We start from the raw sequence: 23,848 nt of genomic DNA on the forward strand, positions 1-23,848 counted from the left end.
TTTTGTTTGCTCCGGGGACACGCCGGCTTAGCTGATCTTTTCGTAGCGCACTTCGAGGATTTCGATATCTTCCGCGCCGTCCGGGCCACGAAACAGCACGCTATCCCCTTCACGCGCCTTGATCAGGGTGCGGGCAATCGGGGAAATCCAGCTGATATGACCACGCGACAGATCAATTTCATCCACCCCGACGATGCGCAGCAGCTGCTCGCTGCCATCTCCACGCTCAATCAGCACGGTTGCCGAGAAAAATACCTGATCGGTCGCTTCACGCGCTTCCGGGTCCACTACCTCAGCCAGCTCCAGCCGCTTGGTCAGAAAGCGGATGCGGCGGTCGATTTCGCGCAAGCGGCGCTTGCCGTACAGATAATCGCCATTTTCCGAGCGATCGCCATTGCTGGCGGCCCAGTTGACGATCTGCACCACTTCCGGCCTTTCCTTGTTGACCAACTGGTACAACTCGTCCTTCAGCCGCAACCAGCCACCGGGCGTGATGTAGTTCTTGGTGGATGCCGGCAGTCGCTGCTCGACTGGCAGATCGTCTTCAGCCTCGTCGTTTTCTCGAGTAAATGCCTTGCTCATGCGTATATTCCTGACTGGCACTGCAATCGGCTACCTTACGTCCGGCAGCGCCGGTTCAGCAAGCCATCATTGGTCCTGCGGCCACAACCATTCCTGGCAGTACACCAGCAGATTCTTTGGCCGCAGCTTCAGCTGTTGCAACTGCTTGTAATCCAGCCACAGCAGATGATACTGATTATCCTCGCTCATGCGTGCCAGCTCCGGCCCACCCAGCTGCAGGGTGCCACGAAACTTGCTGGCCAGAAACACATGTTCGATGCGCCCCTTGTGCTCCAGCTCGGCCAGTTGCTCGGCCAGCCATACATTCAGGCCGGTCTCCTCGCGGGTTTCACGCACACAGGCCATGGCCGGGGTTTCGCCAGCCTTGATGGTGCCGCCGGGCAGGACATAATACTCCTTGCCATTTTTGATGCGCTGCATCATCAACAGCTTGCCATCCTGGATGATGACAATGGATGCACGCGGCCCGCGCCGACCGGCCAGCAAGCGTACGGCAGCACCGGCTATTGCCGGCTGCTGTCCATGATGCGATTGGCGGACAGAATGCAAAACGGGTGACCGCAAGGCAGCCACCCATTTGCCTGCTCGCACCGCCAGCGCCGTCAGTGACGGCCAACGGCGAGCGCTCACTCGGCCTTGCTGCCGCGGGTTTTCTTGCGGCCGGTCATGGTCAGGTCAGACCACTTCATCACCGCAGCCACTTCGGCTTCGTTCAGTTCGTAGAACTGGCCACGCTTAAGGCGCGGGGGCAGGCCCAGGTTGCCAAAGCGCACGCGGATCAGGCGGCTGACGGTCAGGCCGAAGTGTTCGAACATGCGACGCACTTCGCGGTTACGCCCTTCCTTGATCACCACGTTGTACCACTGGTTGGCACCTTCTTCGGCACCACCGCGCTGGAATACACGCTGGAAGGCAGCCGGGCCGTCTTCCAGCTCGACACCTGCGGTCATTTCCTTGGCGATTTCCGGTGTCAGTTCACCCAGCACGCGCACGGCGTATTCACGCTCCACTTCAAAGCTGGGGTGCATCATGCGGTTGGCCAGTTCACCACTGGTGGTGATCAGCAACAGGCCGGAGGTGTTGACGTCCAGACGGCCCACGGCCACCCAGCGGCTGCTCTTGGCTTGCGGCAGGCGCTCAAACACGCTGACACGGCCTTCCGGGTCGTCGCGGGAAACGATTTCACCTTCTTGCTTGTGGTACATGATGATGCGTGGCAGGCGGTCGGCCCATTTGAGCTTGATCACATCACCCTTGGCGGTGACGCGGTCTTCCGGGCCGACACGGTCGCCCAGATTGGCTTTCTTGCCATTGACCATCACCAGACCGGCTTCAATCCATTCTTCCATTTCGCGGCGCGAGCCGACGCCGGAAGCGGAAAGCGCTTTTTGCAGGCGTACCGGTTCAATCTGTTCCTTGTCGAGGCGCACCTCGCGCAGCCGCTTGGACTTTTCTTTCACGTCCTGACTCGGGCTGCGCAGACGCAACTTTTTTGCCTTGATTACCAGCGACTTGCCTTCTGCGCGCGGTTTGCCCGCGGCGGGAGCACGACGCTGTTCGCGCGGGCTTTGTTCTCCATCGGCTACCGGCATGGCGGCATTTTTGTTGCCGAAGCGACGTTCGTGCTGCAGCGCTTCACCACCTTCAGCCTGCAAACGTTCGGCCTTTTCCTGGCGACGGGCAGCCTGCTGCTGGCGGTTGTTTTCCGACTGACTACGCTTGCCGCTGCCGGTGGGCTTGGCCTGCACTTCGCCACGGCGGTTGACAGTTTCCTTGCGGCGGTTGTTGGCCGGTTTTTTCGGTTCGGCCACATTGCCATTCGGTTCGCCGTTTTCATCGCGCGGCAGGCCACGGGCCTGGCGTTGCAATTCCAGCTGGGCCAGTTCGGCACGGCTCATCTTGAACAGTGGCGCGCTTTCATGCGGTGCAGCATTGGCTTGCGCCTGCAGCAGATTGCCATAGGCATCCCGCGGCGCAGCGGGGCGACGGCCCTGCGGCTTGCCGCCCTGGGCTTGCGCGTCTTGCGGATTACGCGCCTTGCCAAAGCCTCCCGGCTTGCCACGGCCCTGCTGTTGCGGGGCGTTGCCACGGGCGGCGTCAGGCTGACGGCGCTGGCTGGTGCTTTCGCGTCCCTTTACACGCGCCACCGGCTGGCGGGCGTTGTTTTGTCCTTTGGTAGACATAAATCATGCTCTTTCAGTACGAGCGCACGCGCTATTGAGCTTGTGGCTCCAGATTGTCCGCCTCATCGTCGAGGGGGAGAGTGTCTTCGGCTTCTTCGCTGCCGATCTCTTGTGGCTGGGCATCGGGTATGACCAGTGTTCCCAAGTCTGCCAGCGGTGGCAGATCCCTTAGCGAAACAAAGCCAAGATCATCCAGAAACTTGCGGGTGGTGGCATACAGCCCCGGCCGGCCGGGCACGTCCTTGTGCCCGATTACTTCAATCCAACCCCGCTCCAGCAGGGTTTGCATCACATTGGTGGATACCGACACGCCACGAATGGATTCGATATCACCACGGGTAACAGGTTGTTTGTAGGCGATAATCGCCAGGGTTTCCATCACGGCACGCGAGTAACGCGGCGGTTTTTCCGGGTTCAGCCGTGACAGATAGGGGGTAAATTCGGCCCGGGCGCGAAAGCGCCAGCCACTGGCCAGTTTCACCAGCTCCACACCACGGCCACGCCAGTCAGACTGGATGTCTTCCAGAATGTCATTCAGCAGACTGGCCTTGATGTCTTCGGTAAACAGCTTTTTGAGCTGGGATACCGACAAGGGTTCCGTCGCGGTCAATAATGCCGTTTCCAGCACGATCTTGAGATAGTTTAAGTCGGTGATGGTGGACATCGGACCAAGTCTCGCCCGGCCTGCGCACAGGACTAGGGGCGAAAAATATACATTGCGCGGGGAAGGCGCGGATTTTACATGAATTCCCCGCTGGCGACACTGCCAATTCGTGCACTGCTGTCATGCATGCAACAGTTGGCCGACTCAGTTGATGGCAATGCGTACATAAATGGGCTGATAGGCTTCCTCTTGACTCACCTTGATCAGCCCTTCCTTCACCAGCTCCAGCACCGCAATGAAGTTGACCACCAGATGGGCGACGCCCTTGTCCACCTCGAACAGCTCTTCGAACGGCACGTATTCGCGCCCGGACAGGTAGCGCAGGATCCAGCTCATTTGCTCGCGTACCGACAGCTCGTCCTTTTCCACCTTGTGACTGCGCTTGTGCTTTGCCCTGGACAGAATGGCCAGCCAGGCCTGACGCAGATCTACCGCTGCCACATCCGGCAGCCGCGCCTCGGCCCCCTGCTCGATCAGTACTGCCAGCCAGGCAAAATCGCGGTCGGCCTGCGGCAGCTTGTCCAGCGCCAGTGCAGCCAGCTTCATCTGTTCGTAATCCAGCAGGCGGCGCACCAGCTCGGCACGCGGGTCGTCCGGTTCGCCCTCTTCATCCAGCGGCGGACGCGGCAGCAGCAGCCGCGATTTGATTTCAATCAGCAAGGCCGCCATCAGCAGGTATTCCGCCGCCAGCTCCAGCCGCTCGGTGCGCATGGCGTCCACATAGCCCATGTACTGGCGAGTGATGTCAGCCATCGGAATATTCAGCACATCCAGATTTTGCTTGCGGATCAGGTAGAGCAACAGGTCCAGCGGGCCTTCGAAGCTTTCCAGGATCACCTGCAAGGCATCGGGCGGGATGAACAGGTCCTGCGGCACTTCCAGCACCGGCTGACCGAATACATGGGCGATGGGCAGGCCGGCCGGCAGTTGCGGCGCGGTCAGGGCAAAGTTGTCGGGCGTGGTCTGGCTACTCATGCGGCAGAGTGTACGCCAAGCGGGTGGGTTTTGACCCATTCCAGAAACAGCCGCGCCGGGCCGGACAGACTGATCTTGCGGTGGTAGGCCAGCATGATGGTGCGGGAAGGCTCGTGTTCTGCCAGCGGCAGACGGCACAGCGTGCTGCTGATCATCACTTCCGGCAGCGCAGTCCAGCCCAGCCCGGCTTCCACCAGCATGCGCAAGGCTTCTAGGTAATTGGACGGCTCACGCACGTCCAGCGGGGTGGCCTGTTGCTGGAACAGGTTTTCGATCAGCCGTCGGCAGCGGGTATTGCTGCCGGGCAACAGCGCGGGATAGCGCGCCAGGTCCTGCAGGGTCAGGGAGTCCAGCAGGGCCAGCGGGTGCTGCCCGGCTACGGCAAAGCACAGTTTTTCTTCCAACACCGCCACATAATCCAGCGCCTGCTCGTGCAAGGGCGGCTCGGACATGAAGCCCAGTTCCAGCTCGCCCTGGCTCAGCAGCTTGTGGGTTTCGGCTGAAGTCTTGAAGTCCACGGTGAGGTCGATGCCCGGATACTGGCGCACAAAATCCGCCAGCACCGGCTTGAGGTAGTACAAGCCGATATGCTGGGTGGTGGCCAGATGCAGCTTGCCCACCTGGGCCGGTTGCAGGCTGCGCAGCAGCTGGCTGGCCTGCTCCGCCTCCGCCAGCATGCGCAAGGCGTAAGGCAGGAAGGCGCGTCCGGCTTCGGTCAGCACCGTACGGCGGCCGATGCGGTCGAACAGCGTGACGCGCAGGCCATCCTCCAGGCTGCGGATGCGCTTGGACAGACCGGGCTGGGTGAGGTGCAGGCAGTCGGCGGCGCGGGAAAACGACGACTCACGCGCGGCGGTGACAAAGGCCTTGAGGGCGGCTAGGTGAAAATCCATTCCAAATCATTATGGAAATGTCAAACAAATCCAACTTTTTGTTTGATCTTGATCTGGCTACTATACCAGCACCCTCCACACTCCGCCCCGAATTCATCACATGGGAAATCAGAATCTGCCCTGGATTCAGCCGCTGTCGCTGAACCGCCCGGCACAACCGCAACTGGCACGCGCCGTGGTCATGGTGCGCCCGGTCGACTTTGCCTTTAACGAACAGACCGGTGCCGACAATGTGTTCCAGCACCGGCTGAACCTGCCCGCTGCCGCAGTCACCGCCCAGGCCATGGCCGAGTTCGATGCCATGGCACAGCGCCTGTCTGACCACGGCCTGCGGGTGATGGTACTGGAAAAAAGCCCGGACGGCATTGCCACGCCCGATGCGGTGTTTCCCAACAACTGGTTCAGCACCAGTGCCGATGGCAGCTTGCACATTTACCCGATGCACACGCCCAATCGCCGGCAGGAACGGCGGGTGGAAGAACTTGCGCGGCTGTTGCTGCAGCATGATTACCAGATCAACCAGATCAGCTGGGTGGGCCACCCGTGGGAAGAAGAACTGATTCTGGAAGGCACCGGGGTGATGATTTTCGACCACGCCCGCCGCCGGGTGTACGCCGCCCGCTCGCAGCGCTGCCATCCGCTGGCGCTGTATCGTTACGCCCGCTTGCGTGGTCTGGACGATGTGCAGTTGTTCGACACCGCCGACAGCCACGGCGTCCCCATCTATCACAGCAATGTGATGATGTCGGTGGGGCAGGATATTGCGGTGATCTGCGCCGACAGCCTGTATCAGCCGGAAGAGCGCCAGCGGGTGCTGGCGGCACTGGAATCCACCCACGAAGTGATCCGCATCAGCCATGAGCAGGTGGAGCAGCATTTCTGCGGCAATATCCTGCAACTGGCGGCACAGGACGGCACCCCACTCCTGGCCATGTCGCAGCGCGCCTGGAATGGCTTTACCCCGCAACAGCAACGGGTGCTGGAGCGTCACGGCCAGCCGGTGGTCAACCCCATTCCCACCATCGAAGCAGTCGGTGGCGGCAGTTGCCGTTGCATGCTGGCAGAGGTGTTTTTGCCACGACTGGAGCACTAGACACCTCCATGCCTCTTTGGCTCGCGCCGGACAAGGTGCTTGCATTGTATGGCGGGGCTGCCCGCCAGCAGGCAAGGGGGCTGCCTCGCCAGCCCCCTTGCAACCCCAGGCGACCTCGACCGCCCGCGTATTTCCGCCAGCCCGACCACGGCCAAGGCGCCACCGAACTCGCGGCGCGCTATCGTCGCGGCGCTCAGACATGCGGTGGCTTATAACCTTGCCCGTGGCCATTCAGTCGGCGCGTGCCAACGAGGGATCGGGCATAGCGGTTCGAATCCCCACTTCCCTGCCACTCACCTCCACATACGCACTCAGCACTACCTCAATTTCCCCGTAGAGAAAAAGCCGCATGACAAGCCATATGGAGGTCAGCGAGGGGTAATCCCTCCCCCGGAAAATGCAAAAGCCGGAACGTCTGTTCCGGCTTTTTTACATCCACCACCGCTACTACAGCATGGTGCGGCTGACAAAATAGCGTAGCGACCCTGGTGCAAGGCGCGCCGACACAGGCAGTACACGACGCACGGCAAGGAGGCGCAACGCCGCAACAGGGGTTTTGTCAGCTGCGCTCAGAAGCCCAGCCCCATCGCAGCGCGCACATCACCCATGGTTTCCTTGGCCACTTTCTCGGCACGGCGGCAGCCTTCGAACACGATTTCCTTCACCCGGTCCGGATGGGTCAGGTATTGCTCGGCGCGTTCGAACATCGGTTGTTGTTCGCGCAGCACGCCGTCGATCACCGGCTGCTTGCATTCCAGACAGCCGATGCCGGCGCTGGTACAGCCTTTTTTCACCCATTCGCGGGTGTCGTTGTCGCTGTACACCTGATGCAGCTGCCACACCGGGCATTTTTCCGGATTGCCGGCATCAGTACGACGCACGCGGGCCGGGTCGGTCGGCATGGCCTTCACCTTCTTGCTCACCAGCTCCGGCGATTCACGCATGGTGATGGTATTGCCGTAGGACTTGGACATCTTCTGGCCGTCCAGGCCCGGCATGCGCGAGGCGGCGGTCAGCTTGGCTTCCGGTTCCGGCAGGATGGTCTTGCCCTTGTTTTCCAGCCAGCCAGCCAGACGTTCGCGGTCGGCCACGCCCAGGTTCTGGCTGGCGGCCAGAATCTCGCGCGCAGCTTGCAGGGCTTCGGCATTGCCGTCTTGCAGATAGGCGGTGCGCTGCTGCATGAACTGCTTGCCCAGCTTGCCGATTTTCTTGGCAGCGGCCTGGGCCAGTTCGTCGAAATTGGGTTCGCGGCCAAACAGGTTGTTGAAGCGGCGTGCCACTTCGCGGGTCAGTTCGATATGCGGCACCTGGTCTTCGCCCACCGGCACCAGCCCGGCCTTGTACACCAGGATGTCAGCAGCCTGCAGCAGCGGATAGCCGAGGAAGCCGTAGGTACCCAGGTCCTTGGTGGACAGTTTTTCGATCTGGTCCTTGTAGGTGGGCACGCGTTCCAGCCAGGACAGCGGCGTCACCATGGACAATGCCAGATGCAGTTCGGCATGCTGCGGCACCTTGGACTGGATGAACACCGTGGCCTTTTCCGGGTCGACACCGGCAGCCAGCCAGTCGATCACCATGTCCCAGATGCTCTTTTCGATGATGGCCACGTCGTCGTAGTTGGTGGTGAGGGCGTGCCAGTCAGCCACCATGAAATAGCAGTCGTGGCTGGATTGCAGCTCCACCCAGTTCTTGATGACGCCGTGGTAATGGCCCAGGTGCAGGCTGCCCGTGGGGCGCATGCCGGAAAGGATGCGGTTGGCAAACATGGTGTGATTTCCAGATGGTCCGGGAATGACAAAGCCTGCTCCGGATTGCGCATGCTGCGCACGCCGTACAGGCTTTGACGGCCACCCGGCAGGTGGCCTCCCGCAAGTTATAGAAACAGACTGAGCAGATGATACACCAGCTGGCGCAGCGGATTGAGCAAGGGCATCAGTACGCCGGTAAAGATCAGCGCAATGAGGATCCACATGCCATAGGGCTCCAGCCGGGAATACTTGTAAGCCATGCCCGGTGGCAGCAGGCTTTCCACGATGCGGCCGCCATCCAGCGGCAGTAGCGGCAGCAGGTTGAGCACCATCAGCATCACGTTGATGTTGATACCGGCCTTGCTCATCAGCGCCAGCGGCTCGGAATAGCTGTTGTTCATCACGATAGCCAGCTTGAACAGCAACACCCACCCCACCGCCATGATGAAATTGGCCAGCGGACCAGCCGCAGCCACCCAGCGCATACCCACCCGCGGGTTGCGCAAGGCACCAAAGTTGACCGGTACCGGTTTGGCCCAGCCAAACAGCACGCCGCCCATGATCAGGGAAATCAGCGGCAGTAACACCGTACCTACCGGGTCGATATGCTTGAGGGGGTTCAGCGTCATGCGCCCCAGCATGTAGGCGGTGGAATCGCCAAAGCGTTTGGCCGCATAGGCGTGCGCTGCTTCGTGCAGGGTAATGGCCAGCAGGACTGGCAAGGCATAGATGCTGATCTGCTGGATCAGTTGAGAAGTATCGCCCATGGCTTCTTTTTCAAATGGAAAACGTTGACCCCCACTAGATGGGGGCAGGCTCGGATGGTTCCAGTAGCGGGCTTACAGACCGAACAGAGCCGGGTCGCCCTTGCCACGACGCAGCAGTTCCACCCCCTCGGTCATGTCGATCACCGTGGTGGGTTCGGTACCGCACCAACCGCCATCAATCACCGCATCCACCGTGTGTTCCAGCCGCTCGCGGATTTCATACGGGTCGGTCAGCGCGTCCTCGTCACCCGGCAACAGCAGGGTACAGGACAAGATGGGCTCGCCCAGCTCTTCCAGCAGGGCCAGTGCCACTTTGTGATCCGGCACGCGCAGGCCGATGGTGGCGCGCTTGGGGTGCAGGGTGCGGCGCGGTACTTCCTTGGTGGCCTGCAGGATGAAGGTGTAGCTGCCGGGCGTGGCGGCCTTGAGCTGGCGGAACTGGCTGTTGTCGACGCGGGCGTAGTTGGCCAGCTCGGACAGGTTGTGACATACCAGCGTCAGGTGGTGTTTGAGCTCGATCTGGCGGATGGCCAGAATGCGCTCCATCGCCTTCTTGTCGCCCAGCATGCAGCCCAGCGCGTAACAGGAGTCGGTGGGATACACCACCACCCCGCCATTGCGCAGGATGTTGGCTGCTTCCCGGATCAGCCGCGCCTGCGGATTGTCCGGGTGAATCATGAAAAACTGTGCCATGTGTGTGCTTTAGTGTTGGTTTATGCCGCACGCGGAGCGCGGATAATGCGCTCCTGCAATGCCAGCCATACCGGCTGGCAGATGGGCGGCAGGTCATCGGTACGGCCCACGTCGCGGCCACCTTCGCCGGGCGCATGAAAATCGCTGCCGGCACTGGACAGCAGGCCGTAGCGCTGGGCGATCAACGCATACTTGTGCATGTCGTCCAGGCTGTGGCTGCCACTGGCCACCTCGATACCCTGGCCGCCAGCGTCCTTGAAGTCCAGAATCAGCCGCTCGATCAGGGTGCGTCCCATATCGTAGCGACCGGGATGGGCAATCACCGCCATGCCGCCAGAAGCAACAATCCAGCCCACTGCATCGGCCAGATTGGCCCATTCATGCGGCACATAGCCAGGCTTGCCCGGTGTCAGGTATTTGCGAAACACCGTGCGCACGTCCTTGACCTCGCCGCTGTTCACCAGAAAACGGGCAAAGTGGGTGCGGCCTATCATTTCCGGGTTTTCGCAGACGGCCATGGCACCATCGAAAGCGCCATGAATACCGATGCGGGCCAGCGAGTCGGACATCTCTTGCGCCCGCTGCACCCGGCCATCGCGGATGGACTGCAAGCCCGCCTTGAGTGCCGGATGTTCCGGGTCTATTCCCAGCCCGACAATATGCACGGTGTGCTTGCCATTCCAGGTGACCGAGACTTCCACGCCATTGAGAAAATCCACGCCGTGGGCCGCAGCTGTGGCACGGGCATCAGCCAGGCCGTGGGTACAGTCGTGGTCGGTCAGCGCCACCAGCGTGGCTTCACGTTCGGCGGCACGGGCAATCACCTCGGCTGGCGGCAGCGCACCGTCGGAGGCATGGGAATGAAAATGCAGGTCAATGCTGGCCATCTATCAGTTTCCGTCCTTGCTCTGCCGGGCCTGCTGGCGCGCCTGCCAGGCAGCAAGCCGGCTGCGGTAATCGCGCAGCTCGGCGTAATAGGTGTCGAGAATGCAGGGGTCGCAACCACTGCCGCAGCACATGTCGTCGGTGACTTCAAACGGCGGCTGCGGCATCGGGTCGTCATCCGGCGGCAAGACAGCCTCGGACATCAGGCCGCCACCACCGTGATGGTAAAGCCCTCACCGCTGACAACCTGACCGGGGCGGATCTTGCAGGTTTTGCGCAGCTCCTGTGCACCGTCCACCGCAACATTGCCCTCGGCAATGAAATGTTTGGCTTCACCGCCGGATGAACACACGCTGCAGGTTTTCAACAGATCACACAGGGCGATGTATTCATTACGCAATTGAAAGGTTTCATTCATTTTTACACATCCATTCTGGACAGGCTTGTGCACCGCTTGTGGACAAGACCTGCAACTATTTGAGCAAAAAGCATAAATTGGCACTGCCTGTTTTTTAGGCAGAGGCTTCAGGTTTTCCACCCACTGACGGGACAGAGCTGTGAGCGGCCTGTGGAAAAGAAGAACAAGACCCTGAAAATTAAAGACTTTGTCAGAGCTGATTATTTTTTAAGCTATTTCCACCCCATTCCGGCAGCTGCCGCAAGGCATGCCAAGCTTGCTGCAGGCGCTGTGCTTCGCTGCCTTGCAACAAGACGGCGGCAATGCCCACCCCCGCCAGTTCGGCCTGATACAAGCCCAGCAGCCAGTCGCGTTCCTGTGGATGGCTGCGCAGCGGGTCTGGCTGCCAGGGGATGTCTGTTGCCGTCAACAGGGTCAGCACATAGTCCTGTGGGCGGTAATGCTGCAGTAAGGCGGGCGATGCCTGCCCGAATGCCACTTCCGCCCATATCTTGCAGGTCAGCACCGTGGTGTCGCAGATCAGCCAGCCATGCTGCCGTGCCGCCGCCTGTTCGGCCTGCAACTGCCCGCAGGCAATGGCCTCGATGTCGGACATCGCCACCTGGTACGGGCGGTTGGCGTAGTAGTCACGCGCATATTCCGTCACATGGCTGGCACGCACGCCTTGCGCCTGCATGCTGGCGGCCAGTTGGGCCGACAAGGTGCTCTTGCCACAGGACTCCGGCCCGACCACGGCAATTCGGTGAATGATGCTCACGGCAAACCTGCTGCCAAAGAGTGTAATTATACGTCGGCTTGCCTGTGCATCAGTAGTCTTGCCTGTGTTTTATGTTGCTCAGGCTGCTTTTCTCACCGCAAGCGGGGACAGCCCTGTGCGTGAGCTGTGGACAAGACAGACAAGTTGCTGAATGGCAAAGCACTTTGCTGAACCGCCTGTTTTTTAGGCAGCCAAGTCGCTATTTCCCGCGGCGGTCTGTTACGAACAGCAATACCACCCGGCTGACGCTTTTGCACATCGGCCGGGGAAAGGCTTGTGCACGGTCTGTGGGCAAATGCACTAAGTCACTGATCTGGTAGATTCTTTCAGCGCCGCCTGTTTTTTAGGCAATTACTGTTTGGCACGGAAAATACCCGCTTTTTGCTTGCTCTAGCGTGCACAAATCAGCGACGAGGCCGCTAAACAGCGGGTTAGTCCGAGTTTTACACACCCTGCGGGGACAGGCTTGTGCACCGCCTGTGGGCAAGTCCGCCAAATACATGAATCAGCATGTATTTTTTTGCAGTGCCTATTTTTTAGTCAATGGATGACACTGCGGCTTATTCTGCCCGGCGCCATGGCGGTGGGTCACCAGACTGTGTTTTTGCACACACAGCGGGGACAGGCTTGTGTGTGGTCTGTGGACAAACAGCTTAAGTCACTGAGACTAAACGGTCTTTGTACCACTGCCTGTTTTTTGTGCAAAAAATGATTTTTCCCACGCCTGCCGTGTACCGATATGTGGAGGGGGTGTGGATAAACGTGGCAAGTAACTGATGCTACAGCACAAATCTGGACTGCTCATTTTTTGGGCAGCCACCACCATGGTTACGGCAAGAAAAAAGGCGTGCCACAGGCACGCCTTGCATGGCCGAATTACACCCGATGCTAGCTGCTCTCACCCACCAGCACGCTGGCCAATTGCTGACGCAGTGCCTGACCACGCAGCCCTTGCGACAACAACACCAGCAGCTTGGCGGTGGCCGCCTCCGGCGTGAGGTCGGCCCCGGCAATGGCACCGGCACGGGCCAGCGGCTGACTTGCGGCATAGGCACCCACTTCCACTGCGCCATGCACCACCTGGCTGATATTCAATACTGCGCCACCACGGGCGGTGAGTGCAGCCACCCCATCCAGCAGGGTCTGATCGGCCGGGGTATTGCCATTGCCATAACTCATCAGCACCGCAGCATCCAGCCCGCCATCCTGCATGGCCTGCCCGGCCAGCGTGCTGGCATAGCCCGGAGTCAGGAAGAAGCTGGCCAGCTTGAGCGAAATATCCAGTGTCACTGGCTGGAAGGGCTGGCTGGCGGTCAGCCAGTGCTGGCGTTGCCAGTGTGCCTGGATGCCGAAGCTGGCCAGCGCCGGGGCGTTCGGGCTGTCAAAACCGGCAAAGCTGGCGGCATCCAGCTTGCGGGCGCGGCAGCCACGCAGCAGCAGGCGGTTGAAGGCGATGCACACTTCGTGCAGGTCCGGCTGGCTGGCGGCTTCCAGCGCATCGGCCAGATTGCTCCAGCCGTCCGAACGCGGGTGTACCAGCGGCAGTTGCGCACCGGTGACAATCACCGGCTTGGCCAGACCTTGCAGGGCAAAGGCCAGCACGCTGGCGGTGTAGGCCATGGTGTCGGTGCCATGAATCACCACAAAGCCGTCATACGCGGCATAGCGCGAGGCCAGATCGTCAATCAGCTGCTGCCACTGGGCCGGGACAATGGCGGAGGAGTCAATCAGCTGCGGGTATTCCACCACGTCAAAGTCCAGCGCCGGGGTACGGAAGCGTTCCAGCAGGCGCGGCAGCAGGCCGGGAACGGGGGCCAGGCCTTCCGGGGTGTGGTCCATGCCGATGGTGCCTCCGCTGTAGAGGACGAGCAGGCGGGTCATGTGTACTTCCTTGGTCAACATCAAACAGCGGGCATGGTAGCGCAAAACCTGTCAGCTTGCGGCTTGCCGCACGACAGACAGCAAAACCCCCGCGACAGACGGGCTGCCGCGGGGGCCTTGATCACTCTGAAAACCTCAGCGCAGTGCTTCGCGGATGGCATCGTCCACTGCATGCTGCGCCATGCCGATCTGACCGACGATGTAACGCTGCAAGCCGCGCAGATAGGGGTCGTCCTCTTCATGGCTGGCATCCTGCCGCGCCTTGTCCAGCAGGCGCAGTGCCTGGTGGAAGCGGTCGTCCGGGCGATACTGGGCATCCGGCGGCAGCCGCTGGAAGGGGTCTTTGCCATCGTCAATGGCGGCATCATGCATGGCATGCAGCGCTTGGTTGATGGCCTCTACCGCGCGGCGCTCGCCCTGTTCAACCCGCGGCTGGTCTGGATGGGCCAGCAGGTCGCGCGCCAGACGCAGGTCGGTCATGGCATGCATGTAATAGGGGTGCTCGTCCGGATGCCAGTGATGCTGCTCGAAGCGCCAGGGCATGCCTTCATGCCACTCGCGCTGCATGTCCGGGTGCCAGTCATTGCCATGCCAGTCGTCGGCTTGCGCCGCGCCGGCGGCCAGCAGTGCCGAAGCAGCCAGCAACAGGCCGGCCAGGGATTGTTTCAGGGTAGACATGGTGAATCTCCTTGGATTGCAAGCGGTGTTATTGTTGTTGCGGTAAATCCTGGCCAGCCTTAGCGCAGGGCGTCGGCAATGGCCTGCTGCGTAGCGCGGTGGGCGTCATCGATATGGCGCAGGATGCGACCCTGCAGATCGCGCACCCAGGGGTCGTCCTCGCGGTGGCTGGCGTCACGTCTGGCCTGCTCCAGTAGCTGCAGTGCCTGATGGAAGCGGTCGGTCGGGTTAAGGCGGGCATCCGGGGCGGGAATCTGCCACGGGTTCTTGCCATCCTGAATGGCAGCCTGGGTCATTTCTTTCAGTGCGGCATCAATGGCACCGACAGCCCAGCGCTCATCATCCTGCACCGGCTGTACATCCGGCCGTGCCAGCAAGGCGCGCGCCTGGCGCAGATCGCTCATGGCATGGCCATAATAGGGATGCTCGGCCGGATTCCAGTGCGGGGCAGCAGCCACCGGCACCGGCTTGTACACCACCTGGGTGCGGGTTGGCGTAACGACGCAGGCGGACAAGCTGGCCGCAACCATGGCCAGCAACAGCCAGCGGCCAGGTCTGGTAATTGAAATTTTCATCAGGGTCTCTCCTCGTAATGATGCACGGTAAGAAGCATGACCCCGGCACAGCGGCGAGTCTGTTGCCCGGCTGTATCACTTGGTAAGCATTTGTAATGAAATTGTGTGCAATTGTTAATTGATGCAGCTGTTGCACGGTAACAAGGCACGTCAACCCATCGGCATGGTGGCCGCTGCCAACTCTCCGCTATCTGTCGGGACGTGGCTGTCTACCGTGACGCGGATGGCATCGTGCCGCCAGTACTCGATATCACAGTCGATGATGCGCTGCTGCTGATCGTAATTGACGCGGGCAATGCGCAGGATGGGCGAACCCTCGGCCAGCATCAGTGCCTGGGCTACTTCGCCGCGCGCAGCCGTGGGGGTGATGTCAAAGCGGGAGCGGCGGTATTGCAGACCATAGCGCGTCTGGTACAGCTCGGTCAGAGACTGTGACAGATCTTCCTGCATGATGCCGGGAAAGCATTCCGGCTTCAGATAGTGTTCGACATATAACACTACCCGGCCATCCAGGCTGCGCAGGCGGCAAATCTGTAACACCCGCGCCAGCGCAGGCAATTGCAGACGCTGGCTGATTTCGGGTGCCGCCACCATGCTGCGCGAGGACAGCACGCGGGTATCCACCCGTCGTTGCTGCTGCTGCACCATTTGCTGAAAATGCACCCGGTACTGCGGGTTGTATTCCAGCCGCGGCGGGGCCACAAACCAGCCGCGGCGGTCTTCACGATAGATGCAGCCTTCGGCCTCCAGCGCCAGCAGTGCGTCTTTCAGGGTGATGCGGGTGGTATCAAACAGCTGCGACAGGGTGCGTTCCGAGGGCAGCTTGCCGCCTGGCGGCAGCAGGCCAACGGCAATCTGTGCCAGCAAGGACTGTCGTATTTGGGCCACCTGGGTCTGATTATTTTCTGTCGCCATGATCTGGCCTAGTCCACTGAAAGTTAACGTCAGCTTAGTGTTTAGCAGACCTGCATGACAGCAGCGCGACAGTATGTCGGTTTATGACCAAAACAGGTCGATCCCAAGACTTCATGCAACTGACACGGAACTGAAACTTGCCGCACATCATCTCGTCATCTGCACTGCCTAAGATCGCCCTGCTCAATTGACCTAGTCCAAAGGATGGAAGCAATGAACAAGAAGCTGATGGCCGCAGTTGTATTGTCCGCACTGAGTATTGGTGCTTCCGCTGTGCACGCACAGGATCTCAACAGCCTGATCAAGGCTGCCAAGCAGGAAGGTGAACTCACCACCATCGCCCTGCCGCATGACTGGTGTGGTTATGGTGACCTGCTGGCTGGCTTCAAGGCCAAGTACGGCATCAAGGTAAACGAACTGAACCCGGATGCTGGTTCCGGCGACGAAGTCGAGGCCATCAAGGCCAACAAGGGCAACAAGGGTCCGCAGGCGCCGGACGTGATCGATGTTGGTCTGTCCTTTGGCCCGCAAGCCAAGGAAGCCGGCCTGATCCAGCCGTACAAGGTATCCACCTGGAACAGCATCCCGGCCGAAGTGAAGGACAAGGATGGTTACTGGTACGGCGACTACTACGGCGTACTGGCTTTCGAAGTGAACACCGACATCATCAAGAAGGTACCGGCTGACTGGTCCGACCTGTTGAAGCCGGAATACAAGAACGCCGTGGCACTGGCCGGTGACCCGCGCACCGCCAACCAAGCCATCATGGGCGTATACGCCGCCGGCCTGTCGCAAGCAGGCGGCAACCCGGCCAAGGCAGCCGATGCCGGCCTGAAGTTCTTCTCTCAGTTGAACAAGAACGGCAACTTCGTACCGGTAATCGGCAAGGCTGCCTCGCTGGCCCAGGGCACCACTCCCATCATCGTGCGCTGGGACTACAACGCCCTGGCCGACCGCGACACCCTGAAGGGCAACCCGAAAGTGGCCGTAGTGGTGCCGAAATCCGGCGTGGTGGCTGGCGTATACGTACAGGCCATCAGCGCCTACGCCCCGCATCCCAATGCCGCCAAGCTGTGGATGGAATACCTGTATTCCGACGAAGGCCAACTGGGCTGGCTGAAGGGCTACTGCCACCCCAGCCGCTTCAATGATCTGGCTGCACGCAAGAAAGTACCGGCTGAACTGCTGTCCAAACTGCCGGCTGCGGCCAACTACAAGAAAGCCGTGTTCCCCACCCTGGAACAGCAGGAAGTCTACAAGGCCACCATTACCAAGCAGTGGGACAGCGTAGTGGGCAGCAACGTCAAGTAAGCCTGCACGGCTGATTCACCCCGCCGTCATGGCCGCTTCCACCGTGGCCATGACGGTTTTTGATTCCATCCTGTCACCGGGACAGACCCGAGCTGCCCACCAGGCAGTACAACAGCACGGCAGCACTCCTGCCCATGCCGGGCTTCCCTTTCTCTACGAGGCTGCACCACGGATGCCCACTTCACCCGATTCCGTCACCCACGGCCCGGCACCGCAGGCCGGTCATCCCCGCAAGGGACTGACGCTGTCTGCCTTCAACTGGCTGGGCGTAATGCCGTTTTTCCTGTTTGCCCTGCTGTTTCTCATCCTCCCCACCGCCACGCTGATGATAGGGGCGTTTCAGGATGCCAACGGCCATTTCACCCTGGGCAATATCGCGAAACTGTTTGACGACAGCATTCTGTCGGCTTACTGGATCAGCTTTGAAGTCAGCGCGGCGTCCGCACTGGGCGGCAGCGTCATCGGCCTGTTGCTGGCGCTGGCGGCCATTCAGGGCGGCCTGCCCGCCTGGATTCGCCCCACGCTGATGACCTTCTCCGGCGTGGCGTCCAATTTTGCCGGCATTCCGCTGTCGTTTGCCTTTCTGTCCACCCTGGGCCGCATGGGTCTGGTGACGGTACTGCTGCGCAACTATGCCGATTTCGACCTGTACGGTACTGGTTTTTCCATTCTCAGCTTCATCGGGCTGACGCTGACCTATCTGTACTTCCAGATTCCACTGATGGTGCTGATTGTTACCCCGGCCATCGACGGCCTGCGCAGCGAATGGCGCGAAGCCTGCGAAAGCCTGGGCGGCAGCAGCATCGCCTACTGGTGGCATATTGCACTGCCCATCCTGTGGCCCAGCATTCTGGGGTCTGCCCTGCTGCTGTTTGCCAATGCCTTTGGCGCGGTAGCCACCGCCTATGCGCTGACCGGTAGCTCGCTCAATATCGTGCCCATCCTGCTGTATGCGCAGATTCGCGGCGATGTGCTGCACGACCAGAACCTGGGCTATGCGCTGGCACTGGGCATGATCGTGGTGACCGGCCTGTCCAATGCCGGCTATATCTGGCTGCGCAGCCGCGCCGAAAGGGGGCGTGAATGAAATCGACATCGCGACTGGGTGCCTGGGTGGCCATTGCCATCGGCACCATTTACTTTCTGCTACCGCTGATTGCCACTTTCGAGTTCAGCCTGAAGATGAACCGCGACGGCTACAGCTTCGAGGCCTACAAGGTGGTGCTGGCCGACCCCGGCTTTCAGGCTACTTTTGGCTATTCCACGCTGATGGCAGTGCTGACCATCATCGTCGGCATCGTGCTGGTGGTGCCCACCGCCTACTGGATTCAGCTGAAGCTGCCGCGCCTGCGCCCGCTGGTGGAATTCATCACCCTGCTGCCGCTGGTGATTCCGGCCATCGTCATCGTGTTTGGCTACCTCAAACTGTACAACAGCAGCTCCTGGCTGCCGCTGACCGGCAATGAACGCGCCACCGATTTTCTGCTGATGTGCAGCTACGTCACGCTGGCCCTGCCCTATCTGTACCGCTCCATCGACGCCGGCCTGCGCGCCATCGATGTGCGCACCCTGACCGAAGCCGCCGAAAGCCTGGGTGCCAGCTGGCCCAGCATTCTGCTGCAGGTGATTTTCCCGAATGTGAAGTCGGCCATCCTGTCCGGAGCCTTTCTTACCTTCGCGGTAGTGATTGGCGAATTCACCATGGCCAGCCTGCTGGGCCGCCCGGCCTTTGGCCCCTACCTGCAACTGATCGGTGCCAACCGCGCTTACGAGCCGTCGGCACTGGCCATCATCGCCTTCCTGGTGACCTGGGCCGCCATGGGGCTGATCCAGGTATTCGCCCGCAATGCCCGCCCGGCCCGCAAGACGGCCTGAGCCCAGACCGAATCCAAGGAAACCACATGGCTTACCTCACCATCAATAATCTGCACAAACGCTTTGCCGACCATGTCGTGGTACACGACTTCAATATGAGCATCGAGCAGGGCGAGTTCGTTACCTTTCTGGGCCCGTCCGGCTGCGGCAAGACCACCGTGCTGCGCATGATTGCCGGTTTTGAATCCCCCACCTCAGGCCAGATCCGCGTCGGCAGCGATGAAATCACTCATCTGTCACCACAAAAGCGCGGCATCGGCATGGTGTTTCAGAGCTACGCGCTGTTCCCGAATATGAACGTGACGCAGAACATCGGCTTCGGCCTGAAAATGCGCAAATGCGACGGCGCAGAAATTGCCCGCAAGGTGGCGGAAGTCATCAAGCTGGTGGAGCTCTCCGGCAAGGAAAACCACTATCCGCACGAACTGTCCGGCGGCCAGCGTCAGCGGGTGGCGCTGGCGCGCGCACTGGTGGTGGAGCCGCGCATCCTGCTGCTGGACGAACCGCTGTCGGCACTGGACGCGCGCATCCGCAAAAACCTGCGCGAGCAGATCCGCGACATCCAGCGCCGTCTGGGCCTGACCACCATTTTCGTCACCCACGATCAGGAAGAAGCACTCACCATGTCCGACCGCATCTTCGTGATGAATCAGGGCAAGGTGGAACAGGAAGGCCGTGCCGAAATGGTATACACCCAGCCGGCCACCGAATTCGTGGCCCGTTTCATGGGCAATTACAATCTGCTGGGTGCGGCCGATACCCAGCGCCTGCTGGGGCTGGATATCCAGGGCCACATGGCTATCCGCCCGGAATCCATCCACGTGCTGGATGCCCACAGCCAGCAGGCCGACACCCTGGCCGGCACCATCCGCCAGCACCAGTTGCTGGGCAATATCATCCGTTACCAGATAGAAAGCGGCGGCATCACCCTGCTGGTAGACCGGCTGAACCGCACCGCCAGCGACCTGATGCCGGCGGGCACCGCCGTGCGCCTGCAAATCAGCCGTGACGACATGCGTGAGGTACGCTGATGCTGGCCATTTTCGATCTGGACGACACCCTCACCAATGGCGACAGCTCCAGCCTGTGGCTGCAGTTCATGGTGCAACACGGTCTGGCTGCCGCCGACATGCTGCCGCGCGAGGCCGAGCTGATGGCGGCCTACCGCCGTGGTGAGTTGCGTATGGAAGACTATATGGACTTCACCCTGCAACCAATGCAGGGTCGCAGCGTGGAGGAAGTGGCCGAGTGGGTGGAGCGTTTCATTGCCGACATCATCGCCCCCATCGTGTTTGCGCAGGCACATGACACGCTGGCACGCTACAAGGCCGAGGGCCGCACCCTGCTGGTGATCTCCGCCACCGGGGAACATCTGGTGGGGCCGATCTCGCGCTATCTGGGAGCGGATGATTTCCTGGCCATCCAGCTGGCCACCGAGGCCGGTTGCTACACCGGCCACACCAGCGGGGTGATGACCTACCAGCACGGCAAGGTGATCCGCCTGCAGCAATGGCTGGAGCAACATGGCCAGAGCCTTGCCGGCAGCCACGGCTACAGCGACTCCATCAACGATGTGCCGCTATTGCAGGCGGTGGAGGAGGCTTACACGGTGAATGCCGACCCCAAGCTGGCCGCCGTGGCACAGCAACACGGCTGGCAGCAACTGAACTGGTAAGCAGGTTAGCGGTAATGCAGCAGCATGCGTGCAAACGCGCCTTGCTGCTGCAACTGCCCCAACGCCCGGTCAAGCTCGACCAAACCGATCTGACTGCGCGCTGACAGCGCACAACGCATGCGGTAGCTGCTGATCACCAGCGGCGGCTGCATCGGTGGCAGCTTCAGGCCGTGCGCCAATTGGTAATCCAGATACAGCCGGTTGCTGACGGCATGCGGTACACGCCCGGCAGCCAGCTTGTGCAGGCTGTCATCCATGCTGTGGGCGTCATCACGCACAAAGCGGCTACCCAGTTCTGCCTGCAGTTCCGGATAGGCAAAACCCAGCACCGTGCCGACAGGCTGGCCGGCCAGTGCAGACAGCTGACTGCGTGGCGGTGCCTCGCGGCTACTCAGCAGCAAATCCTGATTTTGCAAGAAGGGCTGGCTCCAGCGCAGGCTCTTGTCTGGCATCCACGCTGGTAAGGCCAGACACACCACATCACCCTGCCCGGCTTCCAGCGCCGGAATCAAGCGCTTGCGCGGCAATACCCGGAAACGCGCCGTCCGTTGCAAGCGGGCTGCCAGCGCCAGGCCGATATCCCGATGCAGACCATCCTGTAGTGTTTCATTGACGATATTGGCCTGCGGCATCTCGGTGCTGTCATCCACCAGCACCCGCAATTCGCCGGCCATCGCCGGGCATGCCGACAGCAACAGCAACATGCCGCCCCAGCCGATTCGTGGCTTCGCCATTCTTATGCTTCCCCTGTACTTACCCGTCTGTCAGTACAGGGGAGAACCGCACTTGCTGTCAATGAAAACCGCCGCGCGCCATGCAGTTCTGGTAGCGGCCATCCACCCGCCGGGCAAACCATTCGGTGGTCAGCTGATGGGTGAACTTGGGGCTGACCAGCACAATCTGCGGAATGATCTGACGCGGAGCAGCCCGGCCGGACTGCTCGGCCAGCGTAAATACCCGCTTGTAGACTTCGGTCTGGCTGAACACCGCCAGTTTTTCCTGCCGCAGATCGCGCGCCATCTCATCCGGGCTCAGGCGCAAGCGTCCGGCCAGGCCGTTGAGGGCGCGCTGGGTGTCGCTGGTGGCACCGGACAACACGCGGTTCATCTTGTCGCTGTACAGCATGATGTCGCCATCCAGCGCCAGCTTTTGCCCTGACAGGTGCTGCACCGCCTGCTGGAAAGCGGCGTTGCGGCTGGCATAGCGCCCGGCATTGTAGTCGGCAAAGCGGTACACCATGTCCGGATAGCTGATGGGATACTGCAGCAGGATGGCGGTGCCGAAATACACGCTGCCGCGCAGGCTGAATACTTCGTCGCGCAAGCTGGTATAGCTGTAGGGATAAGGCCAGGCACGCACCTGGGTTTCGGCAAAGGCCACACTCACCTGCATCGGCCCGCCATCGCGGATGGGGTTCTTGTGTTCGAAGATGGTCTGGCCGAACGGCAGTTCGCGGATCATGTCTTCAAACAGCGCATTCATCTGCTTCTTGGTGCGCAGGGCATTCACCCGTTCCTTGTAGGTCTGGCCATTGGGAGATTTCTTCAGCATGGCAGCGTCCACCACCAGCGAGGGGATGAAATACTTCTGCCGCCGCTCTTCAATCTGCCCCCAGACAATCCTGGAAAGGTTTGGCACCACCGGATCGGGGTTGAAGCCTGACTCCTGCTCCGCCACCGCCAGCACCGCGCAGAAGTATTGCGGCGCATACGGAATCTTCAGATGGCTGAAGGCGGTCATGATGTCGCCATGCCATTCGCGCCGCGCCGGAATGCCACGCGGCAGCAGCTTGTCCAGCAAGGCGCTGCCCTCCTGCTCGTTGGCATAGGCCGGTTGCAAGGGCAAGGGCACCGGCTTGCTGACGGGGGCAACAACAACGGGGGCCGGCTGTACCGGTTTGACAACCGGTGCGGGCAACAGGCTTTGCGGGTCCGGCATCGGGGCCGGGCGCAAGACAGGAGCAGGAACGGGAACAGGCTGGGCCACCGGGGCCACCGTGGCAGCACAACCGGTCAAACCCAGTAATGCCGCCACCGACAGAAAACGGTACATGCAAAAATCCTTCAAGAACGTCCTGCCGGAATGCGGACGCCGGAATCGTGATGGTGCCATGCCGGGGCATGGCCGTGTGCATCAGTGCTTGATTTTGTGGCTGGGCGCCGGGGTGGGCAAAAAGCCCTGGCTCAGCAGGTGAAACACCAGCCAGCCCAGTGCGCAAACTCCCACCAGGGCGGCCAGGCCCAGCAGGACTTTCACCAGCAAGGCCATGCGCGGCGAGGCAAGCAGGCCATCGCTGCGCGGTGCGCCTTCCGGCTTGACCAGGGCGGAAGCAACTGGCGCGGATGGCAGCACCTCAGGAGCAGCTAACGGCAATACAGGCGGAATCTCAATCCGGACCTCGGCCTTGTCGGCCTGGGGCTGAGCAACGATGGCAGCCACGCCCAGCGAGGGCGCATTTTGCACGGCAGGGGCGCTGTATTGCGCGACCATGCTGGCGGTTTCTCCAGTTTCTCCAGCCTCACCAATCCTGGCCAGTCGACTGGTCAGACCATCCAGCCAGCCCAGCGGCGGCGGAGGGGTCAGTGCCGGGGCACGCTGGCGGATGATGCGGCTTTCCACCAGCACAAACACCACGCACAGCAGGGGAACCACCACTTGCAGGGCCGGAGCCTGGGTATTGACCCAGTCGGCCAGCAGCGGGTCGCTCACCGCCAGCTGACCGGCCACCCAGGCCAGCAAGCTGGCACCCAAGGGCAGCAGCAGCGGGTAATCGTTCAGCAAGCGGGCAATCAGCAGGCTGCCGTACATCAGCAGCGGCACGCTGAACAGCAGGCCCAGAATCAGGTACAGCACACTGCCTTGTGCGGCGGCGGCCAGTGCCACCACATTGTCCAGACTCAATACCAGGTCGGCCATCACCACCACCGACACCGCCGACCACAACTGGCGGCTGTCCGCAGTTGCACCGGGCTGGCCGTCAGCGTCGTCATCGCCCAGCAACAGCTTGATGGCAATGCTGATCAGCAACGCTGCACCCAGCAGCTTGAGCAGCGGCACCTGCAGCAGAAAACCCACCACGGTGGTAAGCAGTACGCGCAGCAATATGGCGAAGCCCGTACCCAGCATCACCGCCTTGCGCATCAGCTGTGGCGGCAGCGAACGGCAGGCCACGGCAATCACCAGCGCATTGTCACCACTGAGAATCAGGTCCAGGAAAAACACTTGCAGCGTCATGCCCAGTGCCTGCATCAAACCATCCAGCTCCATTACAACCTTTCCA

The 23,848-nt window shown here is 61.1% G+C and carries 26 protein-coding genes; 6 read left to right on the forward strand and 20 right to left on the reverse strand.

The features are described from left to right. Positions 1 to 27: 27 nt before the first annotated feature. From greB to GSR16_RS16100, 6 genes are all read right to left on the reverse strand, one after another. On the reverse strand, positions 28 to 582 hold the full coding sequence (gene greB, locus GSR16_RS16075; protein WP_159879144.1) for a transcription elongation factor GreB: 555 nt from the start codon (positions 580 to 582) through the stop codon (positions 28 to 30). A gap of 66 nt (positions 583 to 648) precedes the next feature. After that, positions 649 to 1,212: an NUDIX domain-containing protein gene (locus GSR16_RS16080; protein ID WP_159879146.1), complete on the reverse strand. Its 564-nt coding sequence runs from the start codon at positions 1,210 to 1,212 to the stop codon at positions 649 to 651. Then, the gene (gene rluB, locus GSR16_RS21230) at positions 1,209 to 2,330 is read right to left on the reverse strand and encodes a 23S rRNA pseudouridine(2605) synthase RluB (protein WP_420837525.1); all 1,122 of its coding nucleotides are present in this window, start codon (positions 2,328 to 2,330) and stop codon (positions 1,209 to 1,211) included. Before rluB ends, GSR16_RS16080 begins: the two co-directional genes overlap by 4 nt. Before the next feature lie 466 nt (positions 2,331 to 2,796). After that, on the reverse strand, positions 2,797 to 3,429 hold the full coding sequence (gene scpB, locus GSR16_RS16090) for an SMC-Scp complex subunit ScpB (RefSeq protein WP_159879148.1): 633 nt from the start codon (positions 3,427 to 3,429) through the stop codon (positions 2,797 to 2,799). A 144-nt stretch (positions 3,430 to 3,573) separates the two neighbouring features. Then, positions 3,574 to 4,404, reverse strand: a complete 831-nt coding sequence (locus GSR16_RS16095) for a segregation and condensation protein A (protein ID WP_159879150.1) — start codon at positions 4,402 to 4,404, stop codon at positions 3,574 to 3,576. Further along, positions 4,401 to 5,297: a LysR family transcriptional regulator gene (locus tag GSR16_RS16100; protein WP_159879152.1), complete on the reverse strand. Its 897-nt coding sequence runs from the start codon at positions 5,295 to 5,297 to the stop codon at positions 4,401 to 4,403. Before GSR16_RS16100 ends, GSR16_RS16095 begins: the two co-directional genes overlap by 4 nt. A 100-nt stretch (positions 5,298 to 5,397) precedes the next feature. On the opposite strand from GSR16_RS16100, the gene GSR16_RS16105 reads away from it, so the two are divergent. After that, positions 5,398 to 6,390 carry an arginine deiminase-related protein gene (locus GSR16_RS16105; protein WP_159879154.1) on the forward strand — a complete coding sequence of 331 codons (993 nt, stop codon included), beginning with the start codon at positions 5,398 to 5,400 and terminating at the stop codon, positions 6,388 to 6,390. A 569-nt stretch (positions 6,391 to 6,959) separates the two neighbouring features. Here the strand turns inward: GSR16_RS16105 and GSR16_RS16110 are convergent. From GSR16_RS16110 to GSR16_RS16160, 11 genes are all read right to left on the reverse strand, one after another. Further along, on the reverse strand, positions 6,960 to 8,156 hold the full coding sequence (locus GSR16_RS16110) for a tryptophan--tRNA ligase (protein WP_159879156.1): 1,197 nt from the start codon (positions 8,154 to 8,156) through the stop codon (positions 6,960 to 6,962). Positions 8,157 to 8,263: 107 nt separating this feature from the next. Continuing rightward, positions 8,264 to 8,905 (reverse strand): site-2 protease family protein, encoded by a 642-nt coding sequence (locus GSR16_RS16115; protein WP_159879158.1) that lies wholly within the window; start codon positions 8,903 to 8,905, stop codon positions 8,264 to 8,266. A 72-nt stretch (positions 8,906 to 8,977) separates the two neighbouring features. Continuing rightward, positions 8,978 to 9,598, reverse strand: coding sequence for an L-threonylcarbamoyladenylate synthase (locus GSR16_RS16120; protein WP_159879160.1), 621 nt, complete (start codon positions 9,596 to 9,598; stop codon positions 8,978 to 8,980). Between the two features lie 20 nt (positions 9,599 to 9,618). After that, complete coding sequence (locus GSR16_RS16125; protein ID WP_159879162.1) at positions 9,619 to 10,485, reverse strand: 3',5'-nucleoside bisphosphate phosphatase; 867 nt, start codon at positions 10,483 to 10,485, stop codon at positions 9,619 to 9,621. Positions 10,486 to 10,488: 3 nt separating this feature from the next. Continuing rightward, entirely contained in the window at positions 10,489 to 10,686 is a 198-nt protein-coding gene (locus GSR16_RS16130; RefSeq protein ID WP_240902517.1) for an oxidoreductase-like domain-containing protein, read from the reverse strand. After that, complete coding sequence (locus tag GSR16_RS16135; RefSeq protein WP_159879164.1) at positions 10,686 to 10,901, reverse strand: RNA-binding S4 domain-containing protein; 216 nt, start codon at positions 10,899 to 10,901, stop codon at positions 10,686 to 10,688. Before GSR16_RS16135 ends, GSR16_RS16130 begins: the two co-directional genes overlap by 1 nt. 190 nt (positions 10,902 to 11,091) lie before the next feature. Continuing rightward, a complete protein-coding gene (locus GSR16_RS16140) occupies positions 11,092 to 11,658 on the reverse strand; it encodes an AAA family ATPase (protein ID WP_159879166.1) in 567 nt (188 codons plus the stop codon). 888 nt (positions 11,659 to 12,546) lie between these two features. Then, complete coding sequence (locus GSR16_RS16145; protein WP_159879168.1) at positions 12,547 to 13,539, reverse strand: asparaginase; 993 nt, start codon at positions 13,537 to 13,539, stop codon at positions 12,547 to 12,549. 135 nt (positions 13,540 to 13,674) lie between these two features. Then, on the reverse strand, positions 13,675 to 14,217 hold the full coding sequence (locus GSR16_RS16150; protein WP_159879170.1) for a hypothetical protein: 543 nt from the start codon (positions 14,215 to 14,217) through the stop codon (positions 13,675 to 13,677). A gap of 59 nt (positions 14,218 to 14,276) precedes the next feature. Continuing rightward, complete coding sequence (locus tag GSR16_RS16155) at positions 14,277 to 14,792, reverse strand: hypothetical protein (protein ID WP_159879172.1); 516 nt, start codon at positions 14,790 to 14,792, stop codon at positions 14,277 to 14,279. 150 nt (positions 14,793 to 14,942) lie between these two features. Next, a complete protein-coding gene (locus GSR16_RS16160) occupies positions 14,943 to 15,707 on the reverse strand; it encodes a UTRA domain-containing protein (RefSeq protein WP_159879174.1) in 765 nt (254 codons plus the stop codon). 213 nt (positions 15,708 to 15,920) lie between these two features. Between GSR16_RS16160 and GSR16_RS16165 the strand changes: the two genes are divergently transcribed. Genes GSR16_RS16165 through GSR16_RS16185 form a run of 5 tightly spaced genes read left to right on the forward strand, consistent with a single transcriptional unit; the run spans position 15,921 to position 20,568 of the window. Next, entirely contained in the window at positions 15,921 to 17,018 is a 1,098-nt protein-coding gene (locus GSR16_RS16165) for an ABC transporter substrate-binding protein (RefSeq protein ID WP_159879176.1), read from the forward strand. 28 nt (positions 17,019 to 17,046) lie between these two features. Next, a complete protein-coding gene (locus tag GSR16_RS16170) occupies positions 17,047 to 18,105 on the forward strand; it encodes an ABC transporter permease (protein ID WP_240902518.1) in 1,059 nt (352 codons plus the stop codon). Next, the gene (locus tag GSR16_RS16175; protein WP_159879178.1) at positions 18,102 to 18,893 is read left to right on the forward strand and encodes an ABC transporter permease; all 792 of its coding nucleotides are present in this window, start codon (positions 18,102 to 18,104) and stop codon (positions 18,891 to 18,893) included. Before GSR16_RS16170 ends, GSR16_RS16175 begins: the two co-directional genes overlap by 4 nt. Positions 18,894 to 18,919: 26 nt before the next feature. Continuing rightward, positions 18,920 to 19,924 (forward strand): ABC transporter ATP-binding protein, encoded by a 1,005-nt coding sequence (locus GSR16_RS16180; RefSeq protein ID WP_159879180.1) that lies wholly within the window; start codon positions 18,920 to 18,922, stop codon positions 19,922 to 19,924. Then, positions 19,924 to 20,568, forward strand: coding sequence for an HAD family hydrolase (locus GSR16_RS16185; protein ID WP_240902519.1), 645 nt, complete (start codon positions 19,924 to 19,926; stop codon positions 20,566 to 20,568). Before GSR16_RS16180 ends, GSR16_RS16185 begins: the two co-directional genes overlap by 1 nt. Positions 20,569 to 20,573: 5 nt before the next feature. On the opposite strand, the gene GSR16_RS16190 is transcribed toward GSR16_RS16185, so the two are convergent. The 3 genes from GSR16_RS16190 to GSR16_RS16200 all read right to left on the reverse strand — a co-directional run bounded on the left by GSR16_RS16190 (position 20,574) and on the right by GSR16_RS16200 (position 23,835). Further along, complete coding sequence (locus GSR16_RS16190) at positions 20,574 to 21,302, reverse strand: substrate-binding periplasmic protein (protein WP_159879182.1); 729 nt, start codon at positions 21,300 to 21,302, stop codon at positions 20,574 to 20,576. A 58-nt stretch (positions 21,303 to 21,360) separates the two neighbouring features. Beyond that, entirely contained in the window at positions 21,361 to 22,620 is a 1,260-nt protein-coding gene (locus tag GSR16_RS16195; RefSeq protein ID WP_159879184.1) for a DUF1615 domain-containing protein, read from the reverse strand. A gap of 81 nt (positions 22,621 to 22,701) precedes the next feature. After that, complete coding sequence (locus GSR16_RS16200) at positions 22,702 to 23,835, reverse strand: YjbE family putative metal transport protein (protein ID WP_159879186.1); 1,134 nt, start codon at positions 23,833 to 23,835, stop codon at positions 22,702 to 22,704. Positions 23,836 to 23,848: the final 13 nt, after the last annotated feature.

This window comes from Aquitalea denitrificans, from assembly GCF_009856625.1.
Classification (GTDB): Bacteria; Pseudomonadota; Gammaproteobacteria; order Burkholderiales; family Chromobacteriaceae; genus Aquitalea; species Aquitalea denitrificans.

Excerpts from the sequence above, each read along its gene's own strand:
- GSR16_RS16100 (WP_159879152.1), bottom strand. The coding sequence starts at position 5,297 with ATGGATTTTCACCTAGCCGCCCTCAAGGCCTTTGTCACCGCCGCGCGT.
- GSR16_RS16170 (WP_240902518.1), top strand. The coding sequence starts at position 17,047 with ATGGCCGCTTCCACCGTGGCCATGACGGTTTTTGATTCCATCCTGTCA.
- GSR16_RS16120 (WP_159879160.1), bottom strand. The coding sequence starts at position 9,598 with ATGGCACAGTTTTTCATGATTCACCCGGACAATCCGCAGGCGCGGCTG.
- GSR16_RS16160 (WP_159879174.1), bottom strand. The coding sequence starts at position 15,707 with ATGGCGACAGAAAATAATCAGACCCAGGTGGCCCAAATACGACAGTCC.
- GSR16_RS16190 (WP_159879182.1), bottom strand. The coding sequence starts at position 21,302 with ATGGCGAAGCCACGAATCGGCTGGGGCGGCATGTTGCTGTTGCTGTCG.
- GSR16_RS16185 (WP_240902519.1), top strand. The coding sequence starts at position 19,924 with ATGCTGGCCATTTTCGATCTGGACGACACCCTCACCAATGGCGACAGC.
- GSR16_RS16135 (WP_159879164.1), bottom strand. The coding sequence starts at position 10,901 with ATGAATGAAACCTTTCAATTGCGTAATGAATACATCGCCCTGTGTGAT.
- GSR16_RS16180 (WP_159879180.1), top strand. The coding sequence starts at position 18,920 with ATGGCTTACCTCACCATCAATAATCTGCACAAACGCTTTGCCGACCAT.
- GSR16_RS16150 (WP_159879170.1), bottom strand. The coding sequence starts at position 14,217 with ATGTCTACCCTGAAACAATCCCTGGCCGGCCTGTTGCTGGCTGCTTCG.
- GSR16_RS16165 (WP_159879176.1), top strand. The coding sequence starts at position 15,921 with ATGAACAAGAAGCTGATGGCCGCAGTTGTATTGTCCGCACTGAGTATT.
- scpB (WP_159879148.1), bottom strand. The coding sequence starts at position 3,429 with ATGTCCACCATCACCGACTTAAACTATCTCAAGATCGTGCTGGAAACG.
- greB (WP_159879144.1), bottom strand. The coding sequence starts at position 582 with ATGAGCAAGGCATTTACTCGAGAAAACGACGAGGCTGAAGACGATCTG.
- GSR16_RS16115 (WP_159879158.1), bottom strand. The coding sequence starts at position 8,905 with ATGGGCGATACTTCTCAACTGATCCAGCAGATCAGCATCTATGCCTTG.
- GSR16_RS16175 (WP_159879178.1), top strand. The coding sequence starts at position 18,102 with ATGAAATCGACATCGCGACTGGGTGCCTGGGTGGCCATTGCCATCGGC.
- GSR16_RS16095 (WP_159879150.1), bottom strand. The coding sequence starts at position 4,404 with ATGAGTAGCCAGACCACGCCCGACAACTTTGCCCTGACCGCGCCGCAA.
- GSR16_RS16155 (WP_159879172.1), bottom strand. The coding sequence starts at position 14,792 with ATGAAAATTTCAATTACCAGACCTGGCCGCTGGCTGTTGCTGGCCATG.
- GSR16_RS16130 (WP_240902517.1), bottom strand. The coding sequence starts at position 10,686 with ATGTCCGAGGCTGTCTTGCCGCCGGATGACGACCCGATGCCGCAGCCG.
- GSR16_RS16200 (WP_159879186.1), bottom strand. The coding sequence starts at position 23,835 with ATGGAGCTGGATGGTTTGATGCAGGCACTGGGCATGACGCTGCAAGTG.
- GSR16_RS16145 (WP_159879168.1), bottom strand. The coding sequence starts at position 13,539 with ATGACCCGCCTGCTCGTCCTCTACAGCGGAGGCACCATCGGCATGGAC.
- GSR16_RS16105 (WP_159879154.1), top strand. The coding sequence starts at position 5,398 with ATGGGAAATCAGAATCTGCCCTGGATTCAGCCGCTGTCGCTGAACCGC.
- GSR16_RS16195 (WP_159879184.1), bottom strand. The coding sequence starts at position 22,620 with ATGTACCGTTTTCTGTCGGTGGCGGCATTACTGGGTTTGACCGGTTGT.
- GSR16_RS16110 (WP_159879156.1), bottom strand. The coding sequence starts at position 8,156 with ATGTTTGCCAACCGCATCCTTTCCGGCATGCGCCCCACGGGCAGCCTG.
- GSR16_RS16125 (WP_159879162.1), bottom strand. The coding sequence starts at position 10,485 with ATGGCCAGCATTGACCTGCATTTTCATTCCCATGCCTCCGACGGTGCG.